This window comes from Actinacidiphila alni (assembly GCF_900112845.1).
Lineage (GTDB): Bacteria > Actinomycetota > Actinomycetes > Streptomycetales > Streptomycetaceae > Actinacidiphila > Actinacidiphila alni.
The window spans coordinates 152,415-172,831 of record NZ_FONG01000017.1; the positions used below are offsets into that span (position 1 = coordinate 152,415).

The following is a 20,417-nucleotide window of genomic DNA, read 5'->3' on the forward strand; positions in this document are numbered from 1 at the left end:
GTGGCACGACGGCAGTTGTGGAGATTTGGTGAACGGAGCATAGCGGCGCATGGCCGCATGCGTCCGTGATTGTCCGAAGTCGAACCGGTTCTGCGCGGTGCCAGGTCCATGAAGCACTCATGACCCTGCGCACAGCGCCCCCGCAGCGGGTCCAGCCCATCTCGCGCGCCACTTTCAGGAACTTCCGGCAGGTCGTCCGGCGGAGTGGAGACGCACCCCTGTCCGTGCAGCGTGCTAGGCATGGCTTCATGCACTCTGCCGCACCCCTGCCTCACCTGGATCTCACCGAAGCGCAGTGGAGACTCCTGGCACGGCTGGCCGAAGGATCGGTCCCGGACCCGAGCGATCGGTCGGCCTTCGTCGAGGCGTTGGCCTTGGACGGACTGGATGCGGATCTGGCCCGGGACGACCTGCCGACACTCCGCTGGATGAAGCTGGTCGACCTGGCAGACGGTTCGCTGGCGCTTACGGACCTGGGCGCCGCAGTCCACTTCCGGGCGTTGTACGAGTCCTCGCAGGAGCGGCTGGCCGAGATCGCCTGCCTGGCCGACATGCGCGAGGCGGTGGCCCCGCACTTCGCACGGGCGGTCCGACGTATGGCTGATGGTTCCTGCTCGCTGCCGGAGGCACTGGCGGGTATGGACGAATGCGATTGACATGCGGTTGGGGTCATGGCACCTCGTGCCTCTCGAAGAGGGCATCGACCGGGGTGTGGCGTGCCTTCCGAGCAGCCGCGGCAACAGGCCACACTCCGGCTGCAGTCAGCTCCGCCTCCGTGATCACGGGACCGGCGAGAATCTCCCCCAACATCTCGCTCTGGCGTGGTTCGAGATCGGTGATACGGCGGAGTACGGAGAGCAGCTCGATGAGTTCCGTCGTCCATTCGTGCGGCCAGCGCTCCGCGTGGACGTCGTCCAGGGGGCTCGTCCGCTTGCTGGTCGGCACGGCCTTCCGGTAGCCAAACCACTTGCTGACGATCTTCATACCGCCGACGTTGTAAGCCCACACGACATCGGGCACGGGAGCGAATGATCCCTCCCCGACGTGGAGCGTTCGTGTCGCTGCGTCGTACTCCAGTCGATCAGGGATGCGGCTGCCGATCTGCGTCAGGTAGCGCACCTGCCGCTCGTCTCCCGAGGGGAACCGCACTTCCCCGCCGAGCCGCCCAAGCGCAGGATCGGAGCACCGTTCGCCGTACGTCGAGGCCCATAAGATTTCCCGGCCGAGTCCGACGGCGTACGTCCACAACGCCCCGTCGCGGGTGAGAGGTATGCGTACGCCAGGGGTCAGCAGTTCCTCGGCGAACCTCTGGGTGAAGGCGTCGTGGCCGGCAACAGCCACGACATATGCGGCGAGATCAGTGGCCGTGACTCGGTCCTGGTCCACTGCCCGAGCCAGGTACGCGAGGAGTCCCGGCGGCAAGTTCGGGGACCCGTCCGGGTGCAGGAGCGGCAGGATCCGTCCTCCGCGACCGTTGAAGTGGTGCGTATCGGGGACAAGGTGTGTGGCCACGACCGCAGGGCCGGAGTCGATCTCATGGGACGACTGCTGGTTGAGGAAAATCTGCCCTGCCTGGAGGGACGCCCATAGGTCGGGGCGCGGGCGGTCGAGTACGCGGTTGTCGGCGATCAGCCACTGGCGGTCGAAGCTCCGGAGGGCCGTGCGTATGAGGTTCGGGCGAACATCGGTCTCCTGCACAAGTGAATCGGGACGAACGGGCTGGCCCGGTAACGGCTCCCTTCTGGAGTTGAGATCGCGACCTTGCGTCTCCTTGAATTGCTTGGCCTTGAGGGCGAGGTCGCCGCCTCGTATTAATGTGGTCCAACGTCGACGGAGCACGTCGTCCGAAGGGTCGCTCACCCACGAGCGGTTCGAGGTGATCCCGAGAGTCCCCCAAGGGAAAAGATCATCCAGCGCAAGAAAGTCTTCCCAGCCGGACTGCATTTTCGGCGTGAACGGCCGCGGACTCCGGGAGTGCGCGTCACGCCAGCCGTCGTCATCGATCTGCGCCGCTTGCAACTGGGCGAACTTGTCCGCCCTGCGGCCGGCAAGAGCCCGGTAGTGCACCCTCGCCCGGTGGCCCTCATCCCGTTCGGCACCCGCCTTGCGGACGAATATGGAGATCGCCAGTGGCTGCGCCACGCCTGGGAAAGGGCGTGTGGCCACATCGGAGCGGTGTCCCTCCGGTGACAGGTTGATGATCCAGCCCTCGTCACAGGTGCGGCGCAGATACTCGCGCATGCCCCGGCCGCCGGGACCAGTGGCCCAGCCAGAGGGCGTGATGAAGCAGACCACGCCGTGGCGTTCGCCGTCGTCCGCGTCGAAGACCTTCCAGGTGGCCCAACGCCAGAAGTACACGTACATGTTCTTGAGCACGTGCTCGTAACGCCCGTTGCCTGGATAGCGGAAGGCGTCGAGCAAGGGCACCTCGGCGCGGTCGGTGCGCTTCTCCACCCAGCCGCCTCGGTCTTCGGCCTTGTCGTCGTAGGGCGGGTTCGCGATGACGACGGTCACGGGAACGTTGGCCTTGACGTTGTTCGCTCGTCGTCGGGACTCGGACAGGGCCTCGTAAGTTGAGGCCAGGTATTCGTCCTCGACAAACGGGTTGTCCAGCGTGTCGGTGACGAAGAAGTTGAGTCCTCCGTCAGGTAGCGGTGCCTCGTAGCGCTTGAGCAGCTCGGAGGCCCGTAACTCCGCAACAGCGAACGGTCCCATCTGCATCTCGAACCCGTACAACCGCGGGGCGAGGCGTGAGATGGCATCGGCGGACATCGCGTGTCCGGAGCCTTCGGCGGCCTGCGTGGCGACCCGTTCGATGATCGTATGGAGAAAGGTCCCGGTGCCCATAGCGGGATCGACGATCCGAACGCCGTCGCTTCGGAACCCGTCGGACTGGCCGAGACGCGTACGGAGCACGTCTTCGGTAAGACGCACCATCTCCTGAACAACCTCGTGCGGGGTGTAGTAGGAGCCGCTCCGCTGGCGCAGCACCGGGTCATAGGTCGTGAGGAAGTGCTCATAGAGATGGAGGTAGGCGTCACGGTTGCCGGTGCGGATGGCCGGCCAGTCCACCTGGGCAATGGTTCGACGCAGCAGTTCCAACGTGACGGTGAACCGCTCGTTGACGTTGTCGGTGAGGAGTTGGAGCGCCTTGCCCATAAGAGCGTGGTCGGCATCGAGGCGGCGCCCGATGTCATGGAGGCCGATTCCTTCTTCAAGCACGCCCTCGGAACGGGCGAGCAGCAGGGCGAAGGTGACGGCCTGGGCGTAACCGTCGGCGAAGGTCGCGTCGTCTGCGGACGGGAACAGCATCCGCCGCCAGTCGTTCTTGAGCCCCGTGAACGGCCGGGCGCGGACATCGTCGTCCCGCTTGGACGATCGGGCCTCGGCCGACAACTGCTCGAGGACGGCGGAGCGCAGCAACCGGCAGAGCGGAGCGACGTGCTGCACGAGCCGGGCGACGCGTTTGATGGCCGGGGGTTTCCACACAAGGAATTGCTTCAGCAGCGCATCCAGTGCGCCAGGGTCCGCCGGCGCGAGACTGTCGCCCGCCGAGCGGAGCGATCCTATGAAGCAGACCGTCTCGCCGAGCTGCCGCCCGTCGCGGAACAGTCGCCACTCGGTGCCGTTGGAGTACAGCAGGTTAGGCAGGTTCCGGAGCTTTTCCCACTGCTCCCGGTTGCTCTTGCCAAAGGTGTCGGGATCGACCGACAGCCCCGGCTTCTTGAGCTCGATGTAGCCCGCTAACTCACCGCTTGCGCGGATGGCGTAGTCGGGTCGGACGCCAAGGTCGGGAACACGGAACTCGTCGTGCCAGGAGACCTCATGCTGCTCGTGGTGCTCGCCAACGGCTTGGAGCAGTGCCTCAAGCGGTGCGCGTATCGCGGCTTCCGGGCTGCCGCCGCCCGACAGTTTGACCTTGCAGGCACGTCCGAACTCCGACACGGCAGCGAGCAGCCAGCTGTCTAACCCCCCTGACATCTTCCCCCCAAGGATCGCGTCAGGGCGCCGATGCTATCTACGGACGGTCATCAGGGGAAGACAGATGGTGCAGGCGGATCACTTCTTGGCCTTCTGAAGTTTGGAGGCCGGGATTCGCTTTTTGCCCATCTCGATGATCAGGCCGGCAGCCTTGAACGTGAGGTTGAGGGCGACAAGCTCAGGCACCCGCTGGTCGGGGCCAAGGTGTCCGGTGATGTAGTCGCCCATCCGGACCTCCGGGTCCACACGCTTGAGGACCATGTAGGCGATGGACTCGGCCTCGACCTCGTTGCGCGCATGTACGTTCGTGGCCTCTGAAGAAGACCGCAGGCGCCGGTCAGGCCATGTCTCCCCTGGGCCTGCGCCGAGGTGTCCGCAGAACAGGTGGCCGAGCTCGTGGGCAAGCGTGGCGTACCGGTCCAGCCGAGGCAGGTTCCGGTTGACTTCGATCTCGAACAACGTCGGGTATGTCTCCGATCGGTCCCCAGGCCTGCTACCAGGGCGCTCGACGAACCCGCGGGACCTGCTGGGGTACGTGCGCCCGCAGGACGAGGCCGCGTTGTCGACCAGGGTGAGTCGGATACCCAGGGGCGCGAGGTTCGTCTCGGTGTTGTGCCAGAGCTCGGCGACATCCCTCTCGTCGGCTCGAGAGGACACCGATACCGGGGCGGTTATCGCCTTGGGGAGGGGCCAGGCCCCAGGCAGGGCTTCGGTGTCCCCAACGTCGTACACGAGCATGTAGGGCCCACGGGGCTGGAAGATCAGCAGCGGCTGGGCGCCGGGTTTGAGTACCCGCCGGTACTTCGACCTCCACTCCGAGGAGGGCAGAACGTAGCGTGCTCCCGGCCTCTGGATGTGAACTACCATCGCGTTGAACGGCGCATACCGCTTGAATCGGCCGACGAACTCCAGCATGTGCAGGTATTCCGAGGACGAGCGATAGCGCTGAGCGCCGCGGACAAGGTCGTCGATCGAGGCTTTCGCCAGGTTTTCCTGGGAGACCTCGACCTCTTCGTCCCAGGGCAGTTCGAGTCCGTGCTGCACGATCACCGGCTCTTCTTGCTCGGGAATCCTGCGCAGCCGCTTCCAATCCGTGAGTTGCTTGTCGGCCCAGCCGGGCTCGACCACGTGCGCGAACGACAGCAGTCCGGTCACGTGAGCGTCCAGCGCGGCGAGGTCTTTGAACTTCTGGTGATCGCGATGCTGCTCGATGCCGAACGCCGCGGCTCCTCGCACATGGTTGGTGATGCGGCGCTTGTACTCGCGCGTCAGGCGAGGTGTGGGGCCGTCCACGAGGATGCCCAGCACGCTGCGGCGGGCACCGGGACGGGCCACATAGGTCTTCTTCGCGTTGAGCTTCATACCCAACGACACCAAGGCCCTCTTCACCCCGGCTACGAGACGGTCGACATCGTCGTGGCGAACGAGTCGACGGCTGGAGAAGTACATGTCGTCGCTGTAGCGGGTGTAGCGCAGCTGCATGGACTCGGCCAAGTTGGTCACAGCAGCGTCGACTTCGCGCATGACCATGTTCGACAGGTATCCGCTTGTAGGCGCGCCCTGCGGCAGGAACCCCTCGCGGGTGTGCTGGTAGACCAGGCTTGGCCGGTGCACGGAGAAGTCCTGTCCTGTGGCTTCCAGTCTCACGATCCGGCGTCCGGTGCCGCGGTTCGTCCAGGTCTCGCTCGGCTCAGGCGGCGACACGGTGACCAGCCGGGCCATGGCGTACGTCCCAAGGGTGCGGCCGGTGCGACGCAGGCCGATCTCCTGGCCGCCGTGGTCGTCCTCCACAAGATCGATCCGGTACTCCCGCTCCGTCGGGCGGGTCCAGGCGTCCTTCAAAGCGGCATGGACGTGCCGTTCCCGGATATTCCCGAAGAAGTCGGCGATGTCCAGACGGATCACGGTGTGGGCTCGCAGATGGACGGCAGCGCAGTCCGCAACCGAGCGGCCACTTCGGTAGGCGAACGCTGCCGGGTGTGGCTGGAGCCTGGCCGGAAGGGCCTCCAGACATGTCAGGATTTCTTGCTGAATCCTGGACAACCGCGGGATCGGGGCATGCAGGGTCCGTATCCCACCGCGGCGCTTGGGGATCCGGTGTTCGGTGTACGGATAGATCGAGCCGCTGACTATCGCCTCGAGAAACTGCGCCGGGGCAAGGTCCGCGAAGTCGTCCGCCATCGTCACCCGACCCGCCTCGTCCCTGCTGGTGGAACGCAGCCGGCAGGCCTCACCTTGAGCCGTTCCACCGCCCCTCCACGGGCGGTCCGCTGTATCCCTCCGCCACCCTGTGCAAGCACAGGGCCCGATCCCCAGCACCCGATGTGATCAGCACCGAGCCACCCAAGAACGAAGGGCCCATCGCATGGATGGGTTCCTGAGACCCGCCGACTGCGTTGAACCGGATCATAGCCTCTCTTCGAGTGGTATCGGCGCCCACCCGTCAAGCGGCGCTTAGACCCCGGGCGCCTGGCAACTCGGCTTTCAAGTAACCGAAATCCGGCGTGCAAGCGGATCATGTTGGCCACCACGTGTGGCCAACAATCGGTTTAGGCCCTGACGCCGACGGCTCAGGAACGAGGATCTGCGTCATGTAACGCTCCTAGCCATCTTCCAGCTTGAAGGAATTGGCATCTGAGGGCGTTTTCGTCGAGCCCAAGAGTTGCCGCACACCTGCCCGTACGACGTCCCACTCTGTACCGGGATCGTGGTCCCGCGCCCGCTGCAACCTGGTCTCCCGGTCCCGTGCTCACGGCGCAACTTCCCGATGTCCAGATCGATACCCGGCGGAACACCCGCATGCTACAGCTCCGATATCCGCTGATCCATCGCAGCCAGCAGCGCCCGGTCGAGTTCGGTCACCGCAGCAAGGAACTCATTGGTCGGCATGGCCACCTGTCCCGCGGACGGGCCAACGAACTCAATGAGACCTTCAGGATCGGGCTCGTGCTCCCAGGCTACCGTCACGGTGTCAGCGCCCCCAACGACGGTGCGCCAGAAACGAATACTCGGGGCGACCCGCAGGTAGCCGGTACTCAGGTACCCAGCGTTATACCAGGTCGAAGCGGCGTCGGCCTCTGGTGTATCCAGCCAGGCCCGGTCCGGCGAGGCCGCCACGGCATCGACCAAATCCTCCGGGACCAGTTCCATCGTCTCCGATACAAGCGCGATCACGTCCTCCCGCAAGCGGACGACGTAGTAGAACACATACGGGTGTGGCGGACCGGCTTCAGGATCGCTACGCAGCGCCTGCACAGTTCGCTCGGAGTAACGCAGAACCTCGTGCCCGTCGAGGTCGATGCAGTACCAGCCGTCGGTTAGCGCAAAGCCGCGTAATACGAGATGTTCGCCGCCCCGCGGCGTGACCCTTTCCAAGGGGGGTCAGCCCGAAGCGGAAGCAAATCGCGGCGTCTGTGTTCCTCACTCGCGCAGTGTCCCGGTCGCCCACGCGAGCGTCTTCCCTCGGGCAGGCCCGTCCGGTGGGCAACCGCGCAAGGAGGCTCTCGTGGCGATTGAGCGGTTCATCGTGACTGACCCTCCTCTGGCGCCGGACTCACGCGCAGAGCCCTCTCGATCAGCAGTCCCACCATGCGCTGCATGTCGTCGTGATCTTCCAGTGCCAGGATGGCACGCTGGTGGAGGGCCGAGGCAAGCTCTGCGAACTCTGAGCGGACCCGCGCGGTCGGCCAGGCCAGGGGCAAGCTGCTGAAAGCTCGGGCGCTGAGTTCCCGAGCGCTCGCGCCTTGAGCAGCAAGTGCGATGTCGCCCCGCCTCGCACGTAGCTCATGCAGGAGCCACCACTGTTCCTCCGCACCATCGGCCCGCACCGACAAGGTACCGCGGGCGGCTTCTGCATCACCTGAGGCGTCAAGAACGATTCGGCTGGCGCCTTTCTTGGTCGCGATCAGCAGCTGACCGGGCTCGGTCCACGCGCGATCCGGCCCCCCCGTCATACGATTCCACCAGTACGGGAATTCCGCGTTGAGGACATCGGCTGTCGCTACCTGTACCCCGCTGCGGCCGCTCTCGTCAGTATCTGCCTCGTCCACGACCGTCCTTCGGTGCGCCCGGCCCCCACCGGCCCTCGCCTCGCACACATCCCCGATGAGCGCCGGCAGCGCGCCGCCCGCCATGCGTAGTTGCGCGAACAAGGCGTCTGCCGTGTCCGTGGCGGCCCTTGACAGGTCGAGGCTGGCCAAGGCTCGTTCCTCGACCTGCGCGAGCACGTCGAGGCAACGGTGCCGGTCGGCAGCCGCAGGAAGCGGCACCGTGAGGTTCGCAATTGCCCGGGCGCCTATCGTCGGCTGCGCGAACCCGCGCGCTTCCCGGGCGAACCAGAGGCGCATGCTCGGGGATTTGAACCAGTAACGGAGCCACTCGACGGTACTCGTTGCCTGGTCCGACGAGTCGGTGCACCGGATGACGCCCACGGAACGCGCCGCGTTCCAGCCCGCATGCTCAGCCGTGACCAGGGCTGCGTCACCCACCCTGCCCACCAGGACGACCACCAGGTCGCCTTGTCGGAGCCATGTGCGGCGATTCTGCAAGTGAACAGCTTCATCAATGCGCATCGTCGAATCCGAGGCGAGGCGCCCTCGGAGGATGTTCTGGGCCTGGAGCATCGGCACGCCCCCTCTGGCGTACCCGCCGGGCTCGACCACTCCGTACGTCACGGTAATACCGGGGATCGACCCCAGACGAAGGTAAGTGACGTCATCCGTCACGCTCATGCCTTCCGGGACCGGACCTGGCCTCACCACTCACCCAGTTTTTCGAGAAGTGCCTGCTCCAGCTGATGGACCCGGGCCATCCGCTCTGCCAGCCGACGGACCAGGCCGTCGAACTCGGCGTCGGGGTCGTGCGGTTGGCTCACGCCTTCGGGCCGGCTGCCGGGGATGTAACGCGACGGAGTCAGATCCCACTCAAGCGCCTCAACGTCCGATGTGGTCACCGTTGTCCACCAGGCATTCGTGGACGCTTCCGAGGGCTCCAACTCCCCCCGTTCGCGGCCCCAGTTGTGGCTGCGCCACGACTGCAGCACCCTCGTGATCCGCTCGATCGCCAACTCAGGAATCACCCACTGCCCGCGCGTGACCTGCTCGCCCATCCCGGACGCGTCGACGAGCAGGATCTCGTCATGCCGATCGCGCGACCCGGATCCGGTCTCCGACCTTTTGTCCTTGTTCAGAACCCACACGCACGCGGGCACCCGCACGTGGGGAAAGAGACCTGAAGGCAACGTCACCAGGGCCTCGACCGCATCGGTGCCGACCAACCTCCGTGTGATCTCCCGTGCCTTCGTCCGACTGTCCCGGGTACTTTGGTCAGGCATAAGGACGCAGGCCCTGCCGTTCGGGGCAAGGAGTGCGAGCGCTCGCTGGAGCCAGGCAAAGTTGGCATTCGATCGCGGCGGGTGACCGAGTTCCCATGGCAGCGCCTTGATCTCAGCGTCAGTTGCCCAACCTCTCTGGTTGAAGGGTGGGTTGAGCAACACGACATGGTTGCCGCCCTCGCCCGTCGACGCGGGCTCGAGGAGGCTGTCGACCGGCTGCTCGCCGAGGTCGGCTCGCAGCCGGTGTGCAAGGAGATTCATCTGGCCGATCTGCCAGGCGTCTCGGTTCGATTCCCGTCCGGACAGCCCCAGCGTCGTGTGCGCCGAGGTTGCGGCGTGTCTGTGAGCGGCCAGGAGAAAACCCCCGGATCCGCAGGCGGGATCGAAGACCCGCTCGCCGTCCCTGGGGTCCGCCAGACGAACAGCGAGGCTGACGACCGATCGAGGTGTGAAGTAGTTCCCAGCCTCGCCGTTGGTCCGCGAGTAGTGCTCCAGGGCCATCTCGAACACATCTCTCAGATCACCGTCGACGGCGTCCACGACGCCGACCAGATTCCGGAGAGCTTCTTGAGTCTCCGCGGAGGGACGCTGAATATGATCCCGCATTTCCCAAATCACGGTGCCAGCAGTGCTGCCCGCCATCTCCCTCTCCAGCGCGTGCTCCAAAACGCCGGCAATGGGTGCTTCCGTCTCAAGGGTCTCCCGGACCTCTTGGCAGAACCACGCCCAGACATTATCCGTATCGAGAGGGTCGGTGACAGCACGGAGAAGGAGCATACGGAGCGCGAACTGGTAGGCGGTTTTGTAGGCGCCCAATCGATCGGCGAGTCCGTCGATCGCAGTCCACAAGTCATCACGCCGTCGCATCTGCTCCGTCGCGTCCCGATTGCGCAGACCCGCAGAGGTTCCCCTCGCAATATTCACAATGCCCCCAGCGCTGTCGTGATCAGGATGCCGAGCGTCAGTGCCGCCCCGAAAGACGCCCCGCCGCTCTGCACGGCGCCCACATAGGTGCCGCCTCCAAGTCGCGCGAGGATACCGGCAATCAACGCCACGATCACCGACGACAGAACCACCACAACGAGGATCCAGCCCTTCTTGTGCACGCTTCCCCCTACCCTGCCCAGGCTTCCGCCGGGCTGCTGTGGACCGACCTCCCCGGCTCACCGAGGCATGCTCCAACGTAGGACGTGGAACAGCCACCAGCTACAGCACCCGGTTTGGGATTGCATCTTGATGGTGACTATCGCACGTTATATACGCTTTGAGCCCTGCTCCGCGCCGACCGCGCCTGCTTCCTGCTGCCTGCTGCCTGCTGGCCGTGGAGTGGGCACCTGGAATGACCAGCATCAAGGGAGGGGCCACCGGGGTTGGGAATGACAACTTCGAGATGTTTGGCTCCCGATTCACCACAGGTGGCCGTAACTCGTAGGCCAACGGCACGTACGAGTCCGGCGGGAACGGCCACCTGCAGACAGTCACGCACGCCAGCGCAATGAAGCAGGTCAGCGTGGCGAACAAGGAGCCACAACCACAAACGGACCGCAGTTCACCGCGTATGATTCGCGCCCGCCTCCCGCTACTTGATGTACGACTACGGAACTCTTGGCCTCAAGCGTTCCGCGGAGATCGACGCCATCGTGAGGTCAGCAAAGATCACGACAGGGGGCATTCCGCTGGATTGTCTGGATGCAGTCGACCGCCCTCGACACCTCGGCCGCTGGCGGCGACCCTGAGGGCGAGGACCCGTCACAGAGCCGTCTCGACATGACCGTGAACTCGGCGGAATCCGGGGACCTGTCCTCGTCCGAGAACGCTCTGGATCCCGGAACGGCGAAGACGAAAACCGCCACAGCGCCTCAGCCTATTCAGCGAGTACAGTATTTCCACCGATCAAGGCAACGGAGTCACACCCGAGCCCGCAGAAATTGCGACTTTCCGCGAACCCGCTGAAATCTGGGTGCTCTGCTGCCCGGATGCGGAGCCCTGCGCCAGCTCATCGAAGCCGCAGGGCGCCACGACATCAACCGCCGCACGCAGGGGAGCTGTTGCACGTCCCGAGCCGTCTTCTCCGGGAGAAAATTGGGAGACGATCATGGAAAACCCGCCTCCCGAGACTCACTCAGACCAACCCCCTGACCTGTGGTTTCCCGAATCCCGCAGGTCAGCGGGCGGGCAGGGCCTCATTCGGGACGAAGAGGCCGTGGGTTCAAATCCCGCCGCCCCGACGGTATAGCAGCAGGTCAGGTCTTCCGCTCCCGTGCGCGGGCGGCTGGCGGGACGAAAGTGCCGTGCGTACGGGGCGGGGGCGGTTGAGAATCGGGGGCATGGATCCGATCAAGGACGCGCGTGCCGTTGTGGAAGAGCTGCATCCTGGGGCCAGGGCGGCGTTCCTTTGCGGGAGCGTGATGACGGACAGGCGTACGGCCAACTCCGATCTGGACATCGTTGTGGTGCTGGACGGGGAGCCGGCGCCGTATCGGTTGAGTGTGCGGGAGCGGGGGTGGCCCGTGGAGTTGCTCGTGCATACGGAGGAGACCTGGAACGCCTTTGTCGACCGGGAAGTCCCGCTGCGGAGTTCGCCGCTGATGTCGATGTGCGCCGGCGGCACGCTGCTGTTCGACACCGACGGCGTCGGCGCCCGGCTCAAGGCGCGGGCCGAGGCGCTCGTCGCGGCCGGTCCCGCGCCCATGCCCGAGGCGGAGGTCGAGGACCGCCGTTACGCGCTCACCGACCTGCTCGACGACCTCACCAGTTGCACCGACCCCGGCGAACTCCTCTTCATCTCCACCGAGATCGCCCGCCGTACCGCCGAACTCGCCCTCGTCGTCCACAACTCCTGGAACGGCGCCGCCAAGTGGCTCGCCCGCCGGCTGGACGAGGTGGCGCCCGGCCTGGCCGTACGGCTCCACGGCGCGGTTCGGCAGGCCCTCGACGGCCGGACGGAGCCGCTCGTCGCCGTCGTGGACGAGGTGCTGGATCAGGCGGGCGGCCGGTTGTGGGCGGGATATCGGCGCAGCGGCAAGCCGTAGGGTCACGTGCTCAAGTGCTCGTGGCGCATCTTCCACGCGCCGTCGCGCTTCACGATCACATTCGTGCCCCGGCCCGCTCCGGACCGCGGCCGGCCGCCGACGATCCCGGTCCAGGAGAAGCGGTACCGGCACACGGCGTGGTCGGCGGTCAGCACGACCCACTCCAAGTCCCCGATCCCGTACGCCTCGTCGCGAATCGTCGCGAACGTCCGCTCGATGGCGCCGGTGATCTCGGCGACGCCGCGGTACGAACCGTCGGAGAACCAGTAGACCGCGTCCTCGGCGATCAGCGGTACGACGCGGTCGATCTCGTGGCTGTTGGTGGCCTGCTCGTACTGCCGCATGAAGGCGGTGAGTTCGGTGACGAGGCCGGGCGCGGGGCCGGCCACGCCGACGGAGGCGCCTGCGCCTGCGTCCGGGAAGAGGAGGGTCGGTTCGGCGAGGATGTCGCGGCCGGTCTCGCTCTTGTAGATGGCATCGACGCTGCCGAACCGGGCGTCGGAGTAGTCGAGTCCGAGGTGGGCGGCGGCGTCGCGTACGGACGGTTCGTCGGGGCCTTCGATCTCCAGGAAGGTGGGGAGGTCGGGCCAAGTGTCGAAGTCGAAGGCGACATCGCCGAGTTGCCATTCCTCGCGGAAGTTCTCCTGGTAACGGACCTCGCGCAGGCCGAGGTTGGTGAGGATCTCGGCCATCGCGTCGAGGTCGCCGACCTCGGTCTCGATCTCGGTCGTGCCGTGGATGGACGTGGCGTCGGTGACCTGCTTGAGGGTGAGGGTGGTGCGTGTGCCCTCGTTGCGCAGGCGCACCCACTGCGAGCCGTCGAGGACGTCGCTCTCGAAGATCTTCCGCGTGAGCAGGGTGCGGGGGAACACCTGGACCGCGCCGAAGGCCGCCAGTTGGGCCCGGAGTCCGGCGACGTCGACGGCGAGGAACTTCGCTTCGTACTCGTGCTTCATGATTCATTTTCCCGGACCACGCTGTGCACGACGCTTCCGGTTCGCGGAGCCGATCCTCGGCGGGGTATGGCAAGGGCTGTCGGACGCGCGGGAGTTCGCGCGGCGGTGGGCCGATGGCGGCGGAGCGGGGGGCGAACTGCCCGAGCCGAACGAGGAGATCATCGACGACGCGCTGCTCGCGCGCCTGGGCGGCGACCGGTTGGAGGCGACCCGGCTGGCACTCGCCTGGTGCTCGCTCGAGACGTGGCAGCCGCCGGCGCTGGCCGTACTGTGCCGCAGCGTGGAGGTGCGGCGGCAGTACGGCGCCGCGCTGCTGCCCGCCTGCCGCGAGGTGGCGGCGCTGGAGCGGCACGACCTCAAGTGCCTGGCCTACGCGCTGGCGGTACTGGACGAGGAGACGCTCGTGGTGCTGCACGAGCCCACCGGCACCGGCTTCGAGATCCGTATCGGCGGCATCGGGGACAACTTCCAGCTGCACACGCTGCTCGCGCACGTCCTCATCGGCGGCGGCCACGTACCGGGCACGGCGCCGTCGGCGGAGAGCGTACGGCTGGCCACCGATCCGGCGCCCGCGCAGGGCCGTACCGAGACCGTCACGACCGGGGCCTTCGAACTCCTCGCCCCGGACGGCGAACGCCTCTGGAACGAGGGGCTGCCCGACGACATCCCCGTCGTGGAGGGCCGCCGGCTGCTCGTGCTCGGCGAGCCGGCGTACCGGCGCGGCTGGAACGCCGACCGCTTCTTCCCGCACCTTCCGGGCACGGCCGAACTCACCCGCGTCCTGCCCGCCGACGAGGCGCGGGCGTGGTTCGGGCGTACGGCCTTCGCCGGTTCCGGTGGCGTGGGGGAATCCTGAGGGCTCAGTCGGCGGCGGCCTCCGCGCTCTCCCCGTACGCCGCCGCGATCTCCTGGGAGGACGCCCAGCGGCTGTAGGTCGGGGACTGCGGCCAGCCGTCCGGGGAGTCCTGCCATTCCTCCTGGCGGCCGTAGGGCAGGACGTCGACCAGGGGGAAGAGGTGGCTGAGCTGTTCGGTGCCGCGGCCGTCGGTGTGCCAGGTGCGGTAGACGGTGTCGGTGGCGGGGTCGCGCAGGAAGACGTTGACGGCGAAGCCGCCGTCGGGCGGGGCGCCGACGTCGCTGCCGAAGCCGCTGTTGGCCGTGGAGTACCACGTCATCCGGTTGCCCACCTTGCGGCGGTACGCGAGTGCCTCGTCGATCGGCCCCTGGGTGACGATCACGAACCGGGCGTCGAACTTCTCCAGGCCCGCGAGCCGTGTGAACTGCGAGGTGAAGCCGGTGCAGCCGCCGCACTGCCACTCCGCGCCCGTGTGCCACATGTGGTTGTAGACGATCAGCTGCGGGTGCTCGCCGAAGATCTCCGCGAGCCGTACGGGCCCCTCCTCGCCCTCCAGCACGTAGTCGGGCATCCGCACCATCGGCAGCCGGCGGCGCTGCGCCGCGATGGCGTCCAGCTCGCGCGTGGCGGCCTTCTCCCGTACGCGCAGCGCGGCCAGCTCCTTCTCCCAGGTGGCGGCGTCGACGACGGGCGGCAGGGGGGTGGCGTGGGCGCTCGTTCCTGTTGCGGACATGGTCCCTCCGGGAGGGTCGGGTGTGCTTCCGGGAGTACTGACCCCGGGGGCGCCCGAAACTCATCGGTCGGGCGCGGCGGTCACAGGTAACAGGTCACCGGCCGGTGCGGCAGCATCGGATCTGCCGTGGCTGTTTCCCACAAGCTTCAGCATCGCGACCCCGATGGCGCCCGCACGCGTCGCCGGAGAACTGAAGGACATCGGCGCGGACGGCGGTCTGTTCGCGGTGACGGTCACGCCCGAGCTGCTGGCGACGAGGGACGGCGTACGGAGGAACACGGCACGTGGATCCGGGTCGTCGAGGCCGGGCCTCAGCCGTGGAGCCCGCTGGTCACCGGCCTCGGGATCATGCCCTCTGTCGCCGCGGATCGGGCGGTTCGGCCTCCGTCGTCGCACGCTCATACGCCCCGGCCGACGGGCTAGGCGAGGTCGGGGTGGATCAGCAGGGCCGGGGGCGTCGACGCGACTGTGATTGCGCCCCAGTCGCCTTCCAGGCGGTAGGCGTCGGCGTCCGTGCGGGTCAGGGCGTCGACGCAGCCGTGGTCGGGGGTGCCGTCCGGGTCGCGGGAGGGGGGTCTTCCCTGGCCGGTCCAGTGCAGGTCGCGGACGTCGCGGAAGACGAGGGTGGCCGTACGGAAGCAGGCCCGCTCGCCCGGCCGCGGGGGGCGGTGTTCGGGGTGGCCGGGCAGGAGCAGCAGGTCCAGGCGCAGCGTCAGCACGCCGGGGCGGGCCTCGATGTCCAGCACATAGCTGTCCTCCAGGAGGACGTGCTCGAACCCGGGCAGCTCGTCGTAGGTGCCGGACATGGTCGCTTCTCTTCTCCCCGTTCCCGGCTCAGTCGTCCGCCGCGACGGCGGGTCCCAGCCGTGGTCGCCGTCGGGCGCCGTCCCGGCCGCCCGGCGGCAGGCCGCGACATAGGCGGCGGTGACGCGGGCGAGCTGCTGGGTCACGGCCATGGGCAGGAGTATTCCGCAGCGCTCGCGCCCCTTCCCCGTGGGGGCGCGAGCGGGGCGGGTGGGGTCACCAGGTCAGGGCGTCGCTGAGGGACTGCTGCCAGTACGTGGTGGTGAGGGAGTCGTCGACGTGGACGCCCTTGGCGGGGAGCGGGGGCTGGGCCGGGCTGGGGGTGCTGGTGGAGAGGGAGCGGTCGTAGAAGTGGACGATGAGGGAGTGCTCGGTGTAGCCGTGGGTGCCGGTGCCGTCGGCGGCGGAGAGGCGGACGGAGGCGTAGCCGGACTCGCCCGGGTTGAGGGTGACGACCGCCTGGGGGTGGGAGTCCTCGATGGCCGGCGGGACGGCCTGGGCCTCGCCGAAGCGCAGGGCCGGGTAGGCGTAGAGGTAGCAGGTGCGGCTGCCGGTGTTGGTGACGGTGAGCAGCAGGTGGTTGACGGGGCGGGCGATCGGGGCGGCGACGGTCTTGGTGTTGGAGCCGTCGCAGGTGACCGGCTTGTTCGCGGGGGCCGGGGCTTTCGAGGGCGCGCCGCTCCGGGTCGGCGGCTTCTTCGACGCGGAGGCCGGGGCCGGTGCGGGCTTCGCCGTCGTGGCGGACGGCTGCGGCGCGGGCGCCTTCGTCGGGGAGGCGGGGGAGGTCGGAGTCGTCGCGGAGATGTCGGCCGCGGCCTTGTCCGTACCGTCGCCGGAACCGCCACCGCACGCGGTCAGCGCGAGGGCGGCGAGTGCGGCGGACGCGGCGGCGCCGGCGAGGCGGACACCGGTACGGGTGCGGCTGCGGGAGGTGCGTGTGGTGGACATGTGGCGGACCCCATCTCTCGGTCGTGCTCGGTTCTCGGCTGCTGCGGTCAGTGCGATGCTTGGATGACCGGAGCTTGTGCCGTGATCCGTCCCGCCCGCCATGCCCGGCGGGCAACAAGGGACGCGGGAACGCCGAAACACGCTCTGACCAGGGGGAACACGGTGCCCCTGGAACGCCGGAACGGGACGCCGTGGAACGGAGGAACGGGTGTCAGGGGAAGCGGGGCCGCGGGCGACCGAGGAGTTCGCGACGCTGCTGCGGGAGCTGAAGGACCGCTCGGGGCTGAGTTACGGCACGCTCGCCAAACGGCTGCACACGAGTACGTCCACGCTGCACCGCTACTGCAACGGCACGGCCGTACCGAACGACTACGCGCCCGTGGAACGCCTCGCCCGCGTCTGCCGTGCGACGCCGCCGGAACTGGTCGAGCTGCACCGCCGCTGGATCCTGGCGGACGCGGCACGCGGCGCCAAGGCGGAGGAGCGGATCGCGGAAGTCGGGGAGGCCGGGGACGTTCCGGAGGCCGCAGACGTCCCGGACCACACCGCGACCGACGAGCCCGAGCCCGCGCCCGCCTCGGCCCGGGCCGCCGACACGGCGGAACCCGTCGTCGTCCGCCTCCCTCCCGCCCCGCCCGCCTCCCCCGGCGGTCCCCCGCGCCGCCGCCGTACGGCACTGATCGCCGCCGTCGCCGTCGCGGCCGTCGTGGGCGCGACCGTCCTCGTCGCGCAGCACCCGTGGAGCGGGGACGGCGGCGGGGACCAGCAGGCGGTCGGCGCCACCGCGACCACAGGACCGGGCCCCCGTACCGCCACCCCGCCCCCGGCGAGCGCGAGCGGCACCGCGGACCCGGCGCCGTCCACATCGGCGCCGGGCACCCCGCGTACGAAGCCGGCCGCGCCGCCCGCGGGCACGCCCACCCACACCGGCCGGAGCGACACCGGCACCGGCACGCCGATCACCGTCGGCGTCCGGCCGTACGTCTACGAGGACGCGTGCAGCCAGCACTTCCTGGTGGACAAGGAGCCCGCGCAGATGGGGCCGCCGGCGAGCGAGCAGGACGCGCCGCGCTGGGCGGCGGCGTACGCGGCGGTGTCCTCGGACGAGCAGCGGGTCGCGCTCACCGTGCAGGGCACCGGCGCGGACACGGTGGTGCTGGAGGCGCTGCACGTACGCGTCACGGCCAAGGACGCGCCGCTCGCCTGGAACGACTACTCGATGGGCAGCGGCTGCGGGGGCGGCGTCGACACCAAGTCGTTCGACATCGACCTCGACCGGGGCAGTCCCGTCGTCGCCGCGAAGGGCGGGCAGCGGGATTTCCCGTACAAGGTCAGCGAGTCCGACCCCGAGGTCTTCTACATCAACGCCCACACCGCGGCGCACGACGTCCGCTGGGACCTCTCCCTCGACTGGTCGAGCGGCGACCGCCACGGCACCGTCCGGATCGACAACGACGGCACCGCCTTCCGTACGAGCGCGGACGTCGGCCGGCCCGGCTACGACTACCCGCCGGGATACACCGACTGGATTCCCCGGTAAGGCGGTTGACGTCTCATCGCCCGGCCGTAGGACGTTGCGGCCGTACGACGTTGCCCAGCCGTACGACGTAGGCCGGCCGTACACCGTGACCGTGCGCCGTGACCGTACGCCGTGCTTGGACGTACGGCGGCCGGGCACGCGACCGGCATGGAGCCAACGGAGCCAACGGTGGAGCCGCGGCCGGACGGCACCGGAGTCGGCGTCGGCACCGGCGTCGGCCCGGCCTTCGTGTTGGGCGGCGGCGGAGCCCTGGGAGCGCACGAAGTCGGCATGCTCAAGGCGCTGTTCGCCGCGGGCGTCACGCCGGGTCTTGTACTGGGAACATCGGTCGGGGCGATCAACGGAGCGGCGGTCGCGGCCGAACCGTCGCAGACCGCCGTCGCTCGGCTGATCGAGCTGTGGACGGGACTCGGCCGGGCGGGTGTGTTCACCGGTTCGCTGTTCGGGCGGGTGTCCACCGCGGTGCGCAGCCGCACCCACCTCTACACCCCGACGGCGCTCTCCGGCCTGCTGCGCGAGCACGTACCGGCCGACCGTATCGAGGAGTTGGCGGTCCCCTACCAGTGCGTGGCCGCGAACATCGAACGTGCCGCCGAGCGCTGGTTCGACCGGGGCCCCTTGGTGGAGGCGGTACTCGCCTCGTCGGCCGTGCCGGGGCTGCTGCCGCCGGTCGCGATCGGCGGCGAGCACTTCGTGGACGGCGGGCTGGTCAACAGCATCCCGGTGGGCCGGGCGGTCGCCCTCGGGGCCCGCGAGATCTACGTGTTGCAGGTCGGCCGGGTCGAACGGCCGCTGACGCCACCGAAGTTGCCCTGGGACGTCGCCACCGTCGCGTTCGAGATCGCCCGCAGGCACCGTTTCGCCCGCGACATGGCCGACCTGCCCCCGCACGTCACCGTACGGGTGCTGCCGACGGGCGCGGGACCGGCCGACGAGGGCGGCACGCTGAAGCAGTTGCGGCACCGGGCCTTCGGCCAGACGGCGGCACGCATCGAGCGGGCGTACGCGGCCTCGTCCCGTTACCTGGAACGGGAGTTGGCGGCAGCGGACGGTGCGGGCACGACGCCGGGCGGTCCGGAGTGAGCCGCCTCCTGCCGGGCGCGTCGGGCGACCCGGACGCCTCGGGGGGCTCCGACGCCGCCCCGGTCTACGAATCCCGCCCGGTCGGCGCCGCCCCAGCCGGCCGACCCGCCGCGTCCAGGGCCGCGCGGCCCGGCACCGCCCTGCTCACCGCCGCCCGGCGGACCGTCACCACCGCGCTCCTCCTCGCCCTGATACCGGCCGTAGCAGCCGTGTTGATCGCGGTGACCGTGCTCGGCGCACCCGTCTCGCTCCCGTCGCGCGGGCCGTGGCGGCCGAGCCGCATGGCGTGCTTCGTCCTCGTCTACCTGCTGGTGGACCTGTCCGGACTGCTGGCCGCGACCGCGCTCTTCCTGCGCGCCCCGCGCGCGACGCGGGAACGCCGGGCCGCCGAGGCATTCGCCCTGCTCGCACGCCTGTTGGCCGTGCTGCGCGGGTCCGCCGAGCGGCTGTTCCGGCTGCGGGTGGAGACAACTCCGGCACCGCCCACGGCCGTACGGACGTCGGCACCGGACACACCGCTGGTGGTCTTCGTCCGGCACGCGGGGCTCGGCGACTCCTTCCTGCTGCTGCAACTCCTGCTCACCGAGGCGGGGCTGCTGCCGCACACCGTGCTGAAGGGAGTGCTGCGGGCCGATCCGTGCCTCGATGTGCTGCTCGGCCGGGTGCCGCACTGCTTCCTCCCTCCGGCCGACGGCACCGCGGAGAACGCAATCGGGGCGCTCGCCGCGGGCCTGCGGCCCCGGGACGCGCTGGTGATCTTCCCCGAGGGCGGCAACTTCACCCCGCACCGGCACCGTCGTGCCGTCGCCGCGCTGCGGCGCCTCGGCCAGTACCGGCGGGCGGCCCGCGCCGCCCGGCTGCGGTACGTCCTGCCGCCGCGGGACGCCGGGAGCCTCGCGATACTGGCCGCGGCGCCCACGGCGGACGTGGTCTTCGTCGGCCATGCCGGACTCGACGTCATCGCCTCGCCGCGCGCCGCCTGGTCCTTCCTCCCCTTCCGGGGACCGGTACGGGTGCACTGGTGGCGGGTACCGGCCGCGGAGATCCCTGCGGGGGACGCGGCGCGCAGCGAGTGGCTGCTCGGGCAGTGGGAACGGATGGACCGCTGGACGGCGGCCCAGGCGGTGCCTGCGACACCGCACGCGTGAGGCG

Annotated in this window: 16 protein-coding genes and 1 pseudogene; 6 read left to right on the top strand and 11 right to left on the bottom strand. The window is 68.8% G+C overall.

Features of this window, described 5'->3' with window-relative positions; translation table 11 throughout:
- Positions 1-248 precede the first annotated feature (248 nt).
- Complete coding sequence (locus tag BM076_RS25570) at positions 249-656, top strand: helix-turn-helix domain-containing protein (RefSeq protein ID WP_245796345.1); 408 nt, start codon at positions 249-251, stop codon at positions 654-656.
- Between the two features lie 13 nt (positions 657-669).
- Here BM076_RS25570 and BM076_RS25575 read toward each other — a convergent pair whose 3' ends face one another.
- The 6 genes from BM076_RS25575 to BM076_RS25600 all read right to left on the bottom strand — a co-directional run bounded on the left by BM076_RS25575 (position 670) and on the right by BM076_RS25600 (position 10,419).
- On the bottom strand, positions 670-3,945 hold the full coding sequence (locus BM076_RS25575; protein WP_245796346.1) for a type ISP restriction/modification enzyme: 3,276 nt from the start codon (positions 3,943-3,945) through the stop codon (positions 670-672).
- 114 nt (positions 3,946-4,059) lie between these two features.
- The gene (locus BM076_RS25580; RefSeq protein ID WP_245796359.1) at positions 4,060-6,162 is read right to left on the bottom strand and encodes an RNA-directed DNA polymerase; all 2,103 of its coding nucleotides are present in this window, start codon (positions 6,160-6,162) and stop codon (positions 4,060-4,062) included.
- Between the two features lie 621 nt (positions 6,163-6,783).
- Entirely contained in the window at positions 6,784-7,356 is a 573-nt protein-coding gene (locus BM076_RS25585) for a DUF5984 family protein (protein ID WP_143120640.1), read from the bottom strand.
- A gap of 146 nt (positions 7,357-7,502) precedes the next feature.
- A complete protein-coding gene (locus tag BM076_RS25590) occupies positions 7,503-8,705 on the bottom strand; it encodes a restriction endonuclease subunit S domain-containing protein (RefSeq protein ID WP_143120641.1) in 1,203 nt (400 codons plus the stop codon).
- Between the two features lie 29 nt (positions 8,706-8,734).
- Positions 8,735-10,162, bottom strand: coding sequence for an HsdM family class I SAM-dependent methyltransferase (locus BM076_RS25595; protein WP_177246605.1), 1,428 nt, complete (start codon positions 10,160-10,162; stop codon positions 8,735-8,737).
- 71 nt (positions 10,163-10,233) lie between these two features.
- Positions 10,234-10,419, bottom strand: coding sequence for a hypothetical protein (locus tag BM076_RS25600; RefSeq protein ID WP_093716045.1), 186 nt, complete (start codon positions 10,417-10,419; stop codon positions 10,234-10,236).
- 1,221 nt (positions 10,420-11,640) lie between these two features.
- On the opposite strand from BM076_RS25600, the gene BM076_RS25605 reads away from it, so the two are divergent.
- Entirely contained in the window at positions 11,641-12,345 is a 705-nt protein-coding gene (locus tag BM076_RS25605) for a nucleotidyltransferase domain-containing protein (protein ID WP_093716046.1), read from the top strand.
- A gap of 2 nt (positions 12,346-12,347) precedes the next feature.
- Here BM076_RS25605 and BM076_RS25610 read toward each other — a convergent pair whose 3' ends face one another.
- Together BM076_RS25610 and BM076_RS25615 are read right to left on the bottom strand one after the other, a co-directional pair.
- Complete coding sequence (locus BM076_RS25610) at positions 12,348-12,689, bottom strand: YybH family protein (RefSeq protein WP_093716074.1); 342 nt, start codon at positions 12,687-12,689, stop codon at positions 12,348-12,350.
- 63 nt (positions 12,690-12,752) lie between these two features.
- Positions 12,753-13,301, bottom strand: a pseudogene (locus tag BM076_RS25615) (class IV adenylate cyclase); the annotation flags it as partial.
- Between BM076_RS25615 and BM076_RS25620 the strand changes: the two are divergent.
- Complete coding sequence (locus tag BM076_RS25620; RefSeq protein ID WP_245796348.1) at positions 13,300-14,157, top strand: hypothetical protein; 858 nt, start codon at positions 13,300-13,302, stop codon at positions 14,155-14,157. The pseudogene BM076_RS25615 and the gene BM076_RS25620 overlap by 2 nt on opposite strands.
- A 4-nt stretch (positions 14,158-14,161) precedes the next feature.
- On the opposite strand, the gene BM076_RS25625 is transcribed toward BM076_RS25620, so the two are convergent.
- From BM076_RS25625 to BM076_RS25635, 3 genes are all read right to left on the bottom strand, one after another.
- Entirely contained in the window at positions 14,162-14,890 is a 729-nt protein-coding gene (locus BM076_RS25625) for a DUF899 family protein (protein WP_093716047.1), read from the bottom strand.
- A gap of 419 nt (positions 14,891-15,309) precedes the next feature.
- The gene (locus BM076_RS25630) at positions 15,310-15,846 is read right to left on the bottom strand and encodes a hypothetical protein (RefSeq protein WP_218160115.1); all 537 of its coding nucleotides are present in this window, start codon (positions 15,844-15,846) and stop codon (positions 15,310-15,312) included.
- Between the two features lie 64 nt (positions 15,847-15,910).
- A complete protein-coding gene (locus BM076_RS25635; RefSeq protein ID WP_093716048.1) occupies positions 15,911-16,642 on the bottom strand; it encodes a DUF4232 domain-containing protein in 732 nt (243 codons plus the stop codon).
- Positions 16,643-16,850: 208 nt separating this feature from the next.
- Between BM076_RS25635 and BM076_RS25640 the strand changes: the two genes are divergently transcribed.
- The 3 genes from BM076_RS25640 to BM076_RS25650 all read left to right on the top strand — a co-directional run bounded on the left by BM076_RS25640 (position 16,851) and on the right by BM076_RS25650 (position 20,413).
- The gene (locus BM076_RS25640) at positions 16,851-18,182 is read left to right on the top strand and encodes a transcriptional regulator (protein WP_093716049.1); all 1,332 of its coding nucleotides are present in this window, start codon (positions 16,851-16,853) and stop codon (positions 18,180-18,182) included.
- 168 nt (positions 18,183-18,350) lie between these two features.
- Entirely contained in the window at positions 18,351-19,265 is a 915-nt protein-coding gene (locus tag BM076_RS25645; RefSeq protein ID WP_245796351.1) for a patatin-like phospholipase family protein, read from the top strand.
- Entirely contained in the window at positions 19,262-20,413 is a 1,152-nt protein-coding gene (locus BM076_RS25650; RefSeq protein WP_245796353.1) for a lysophospholipid acyltransferase family protein, read from the top strand. Before BM076_RS25645 ends, BM076_RS25650 begins: the two co-directional genes overlap by 4 nt.
- Positions 20,414-20,417 lie beyond the last annotated feature (4 nt).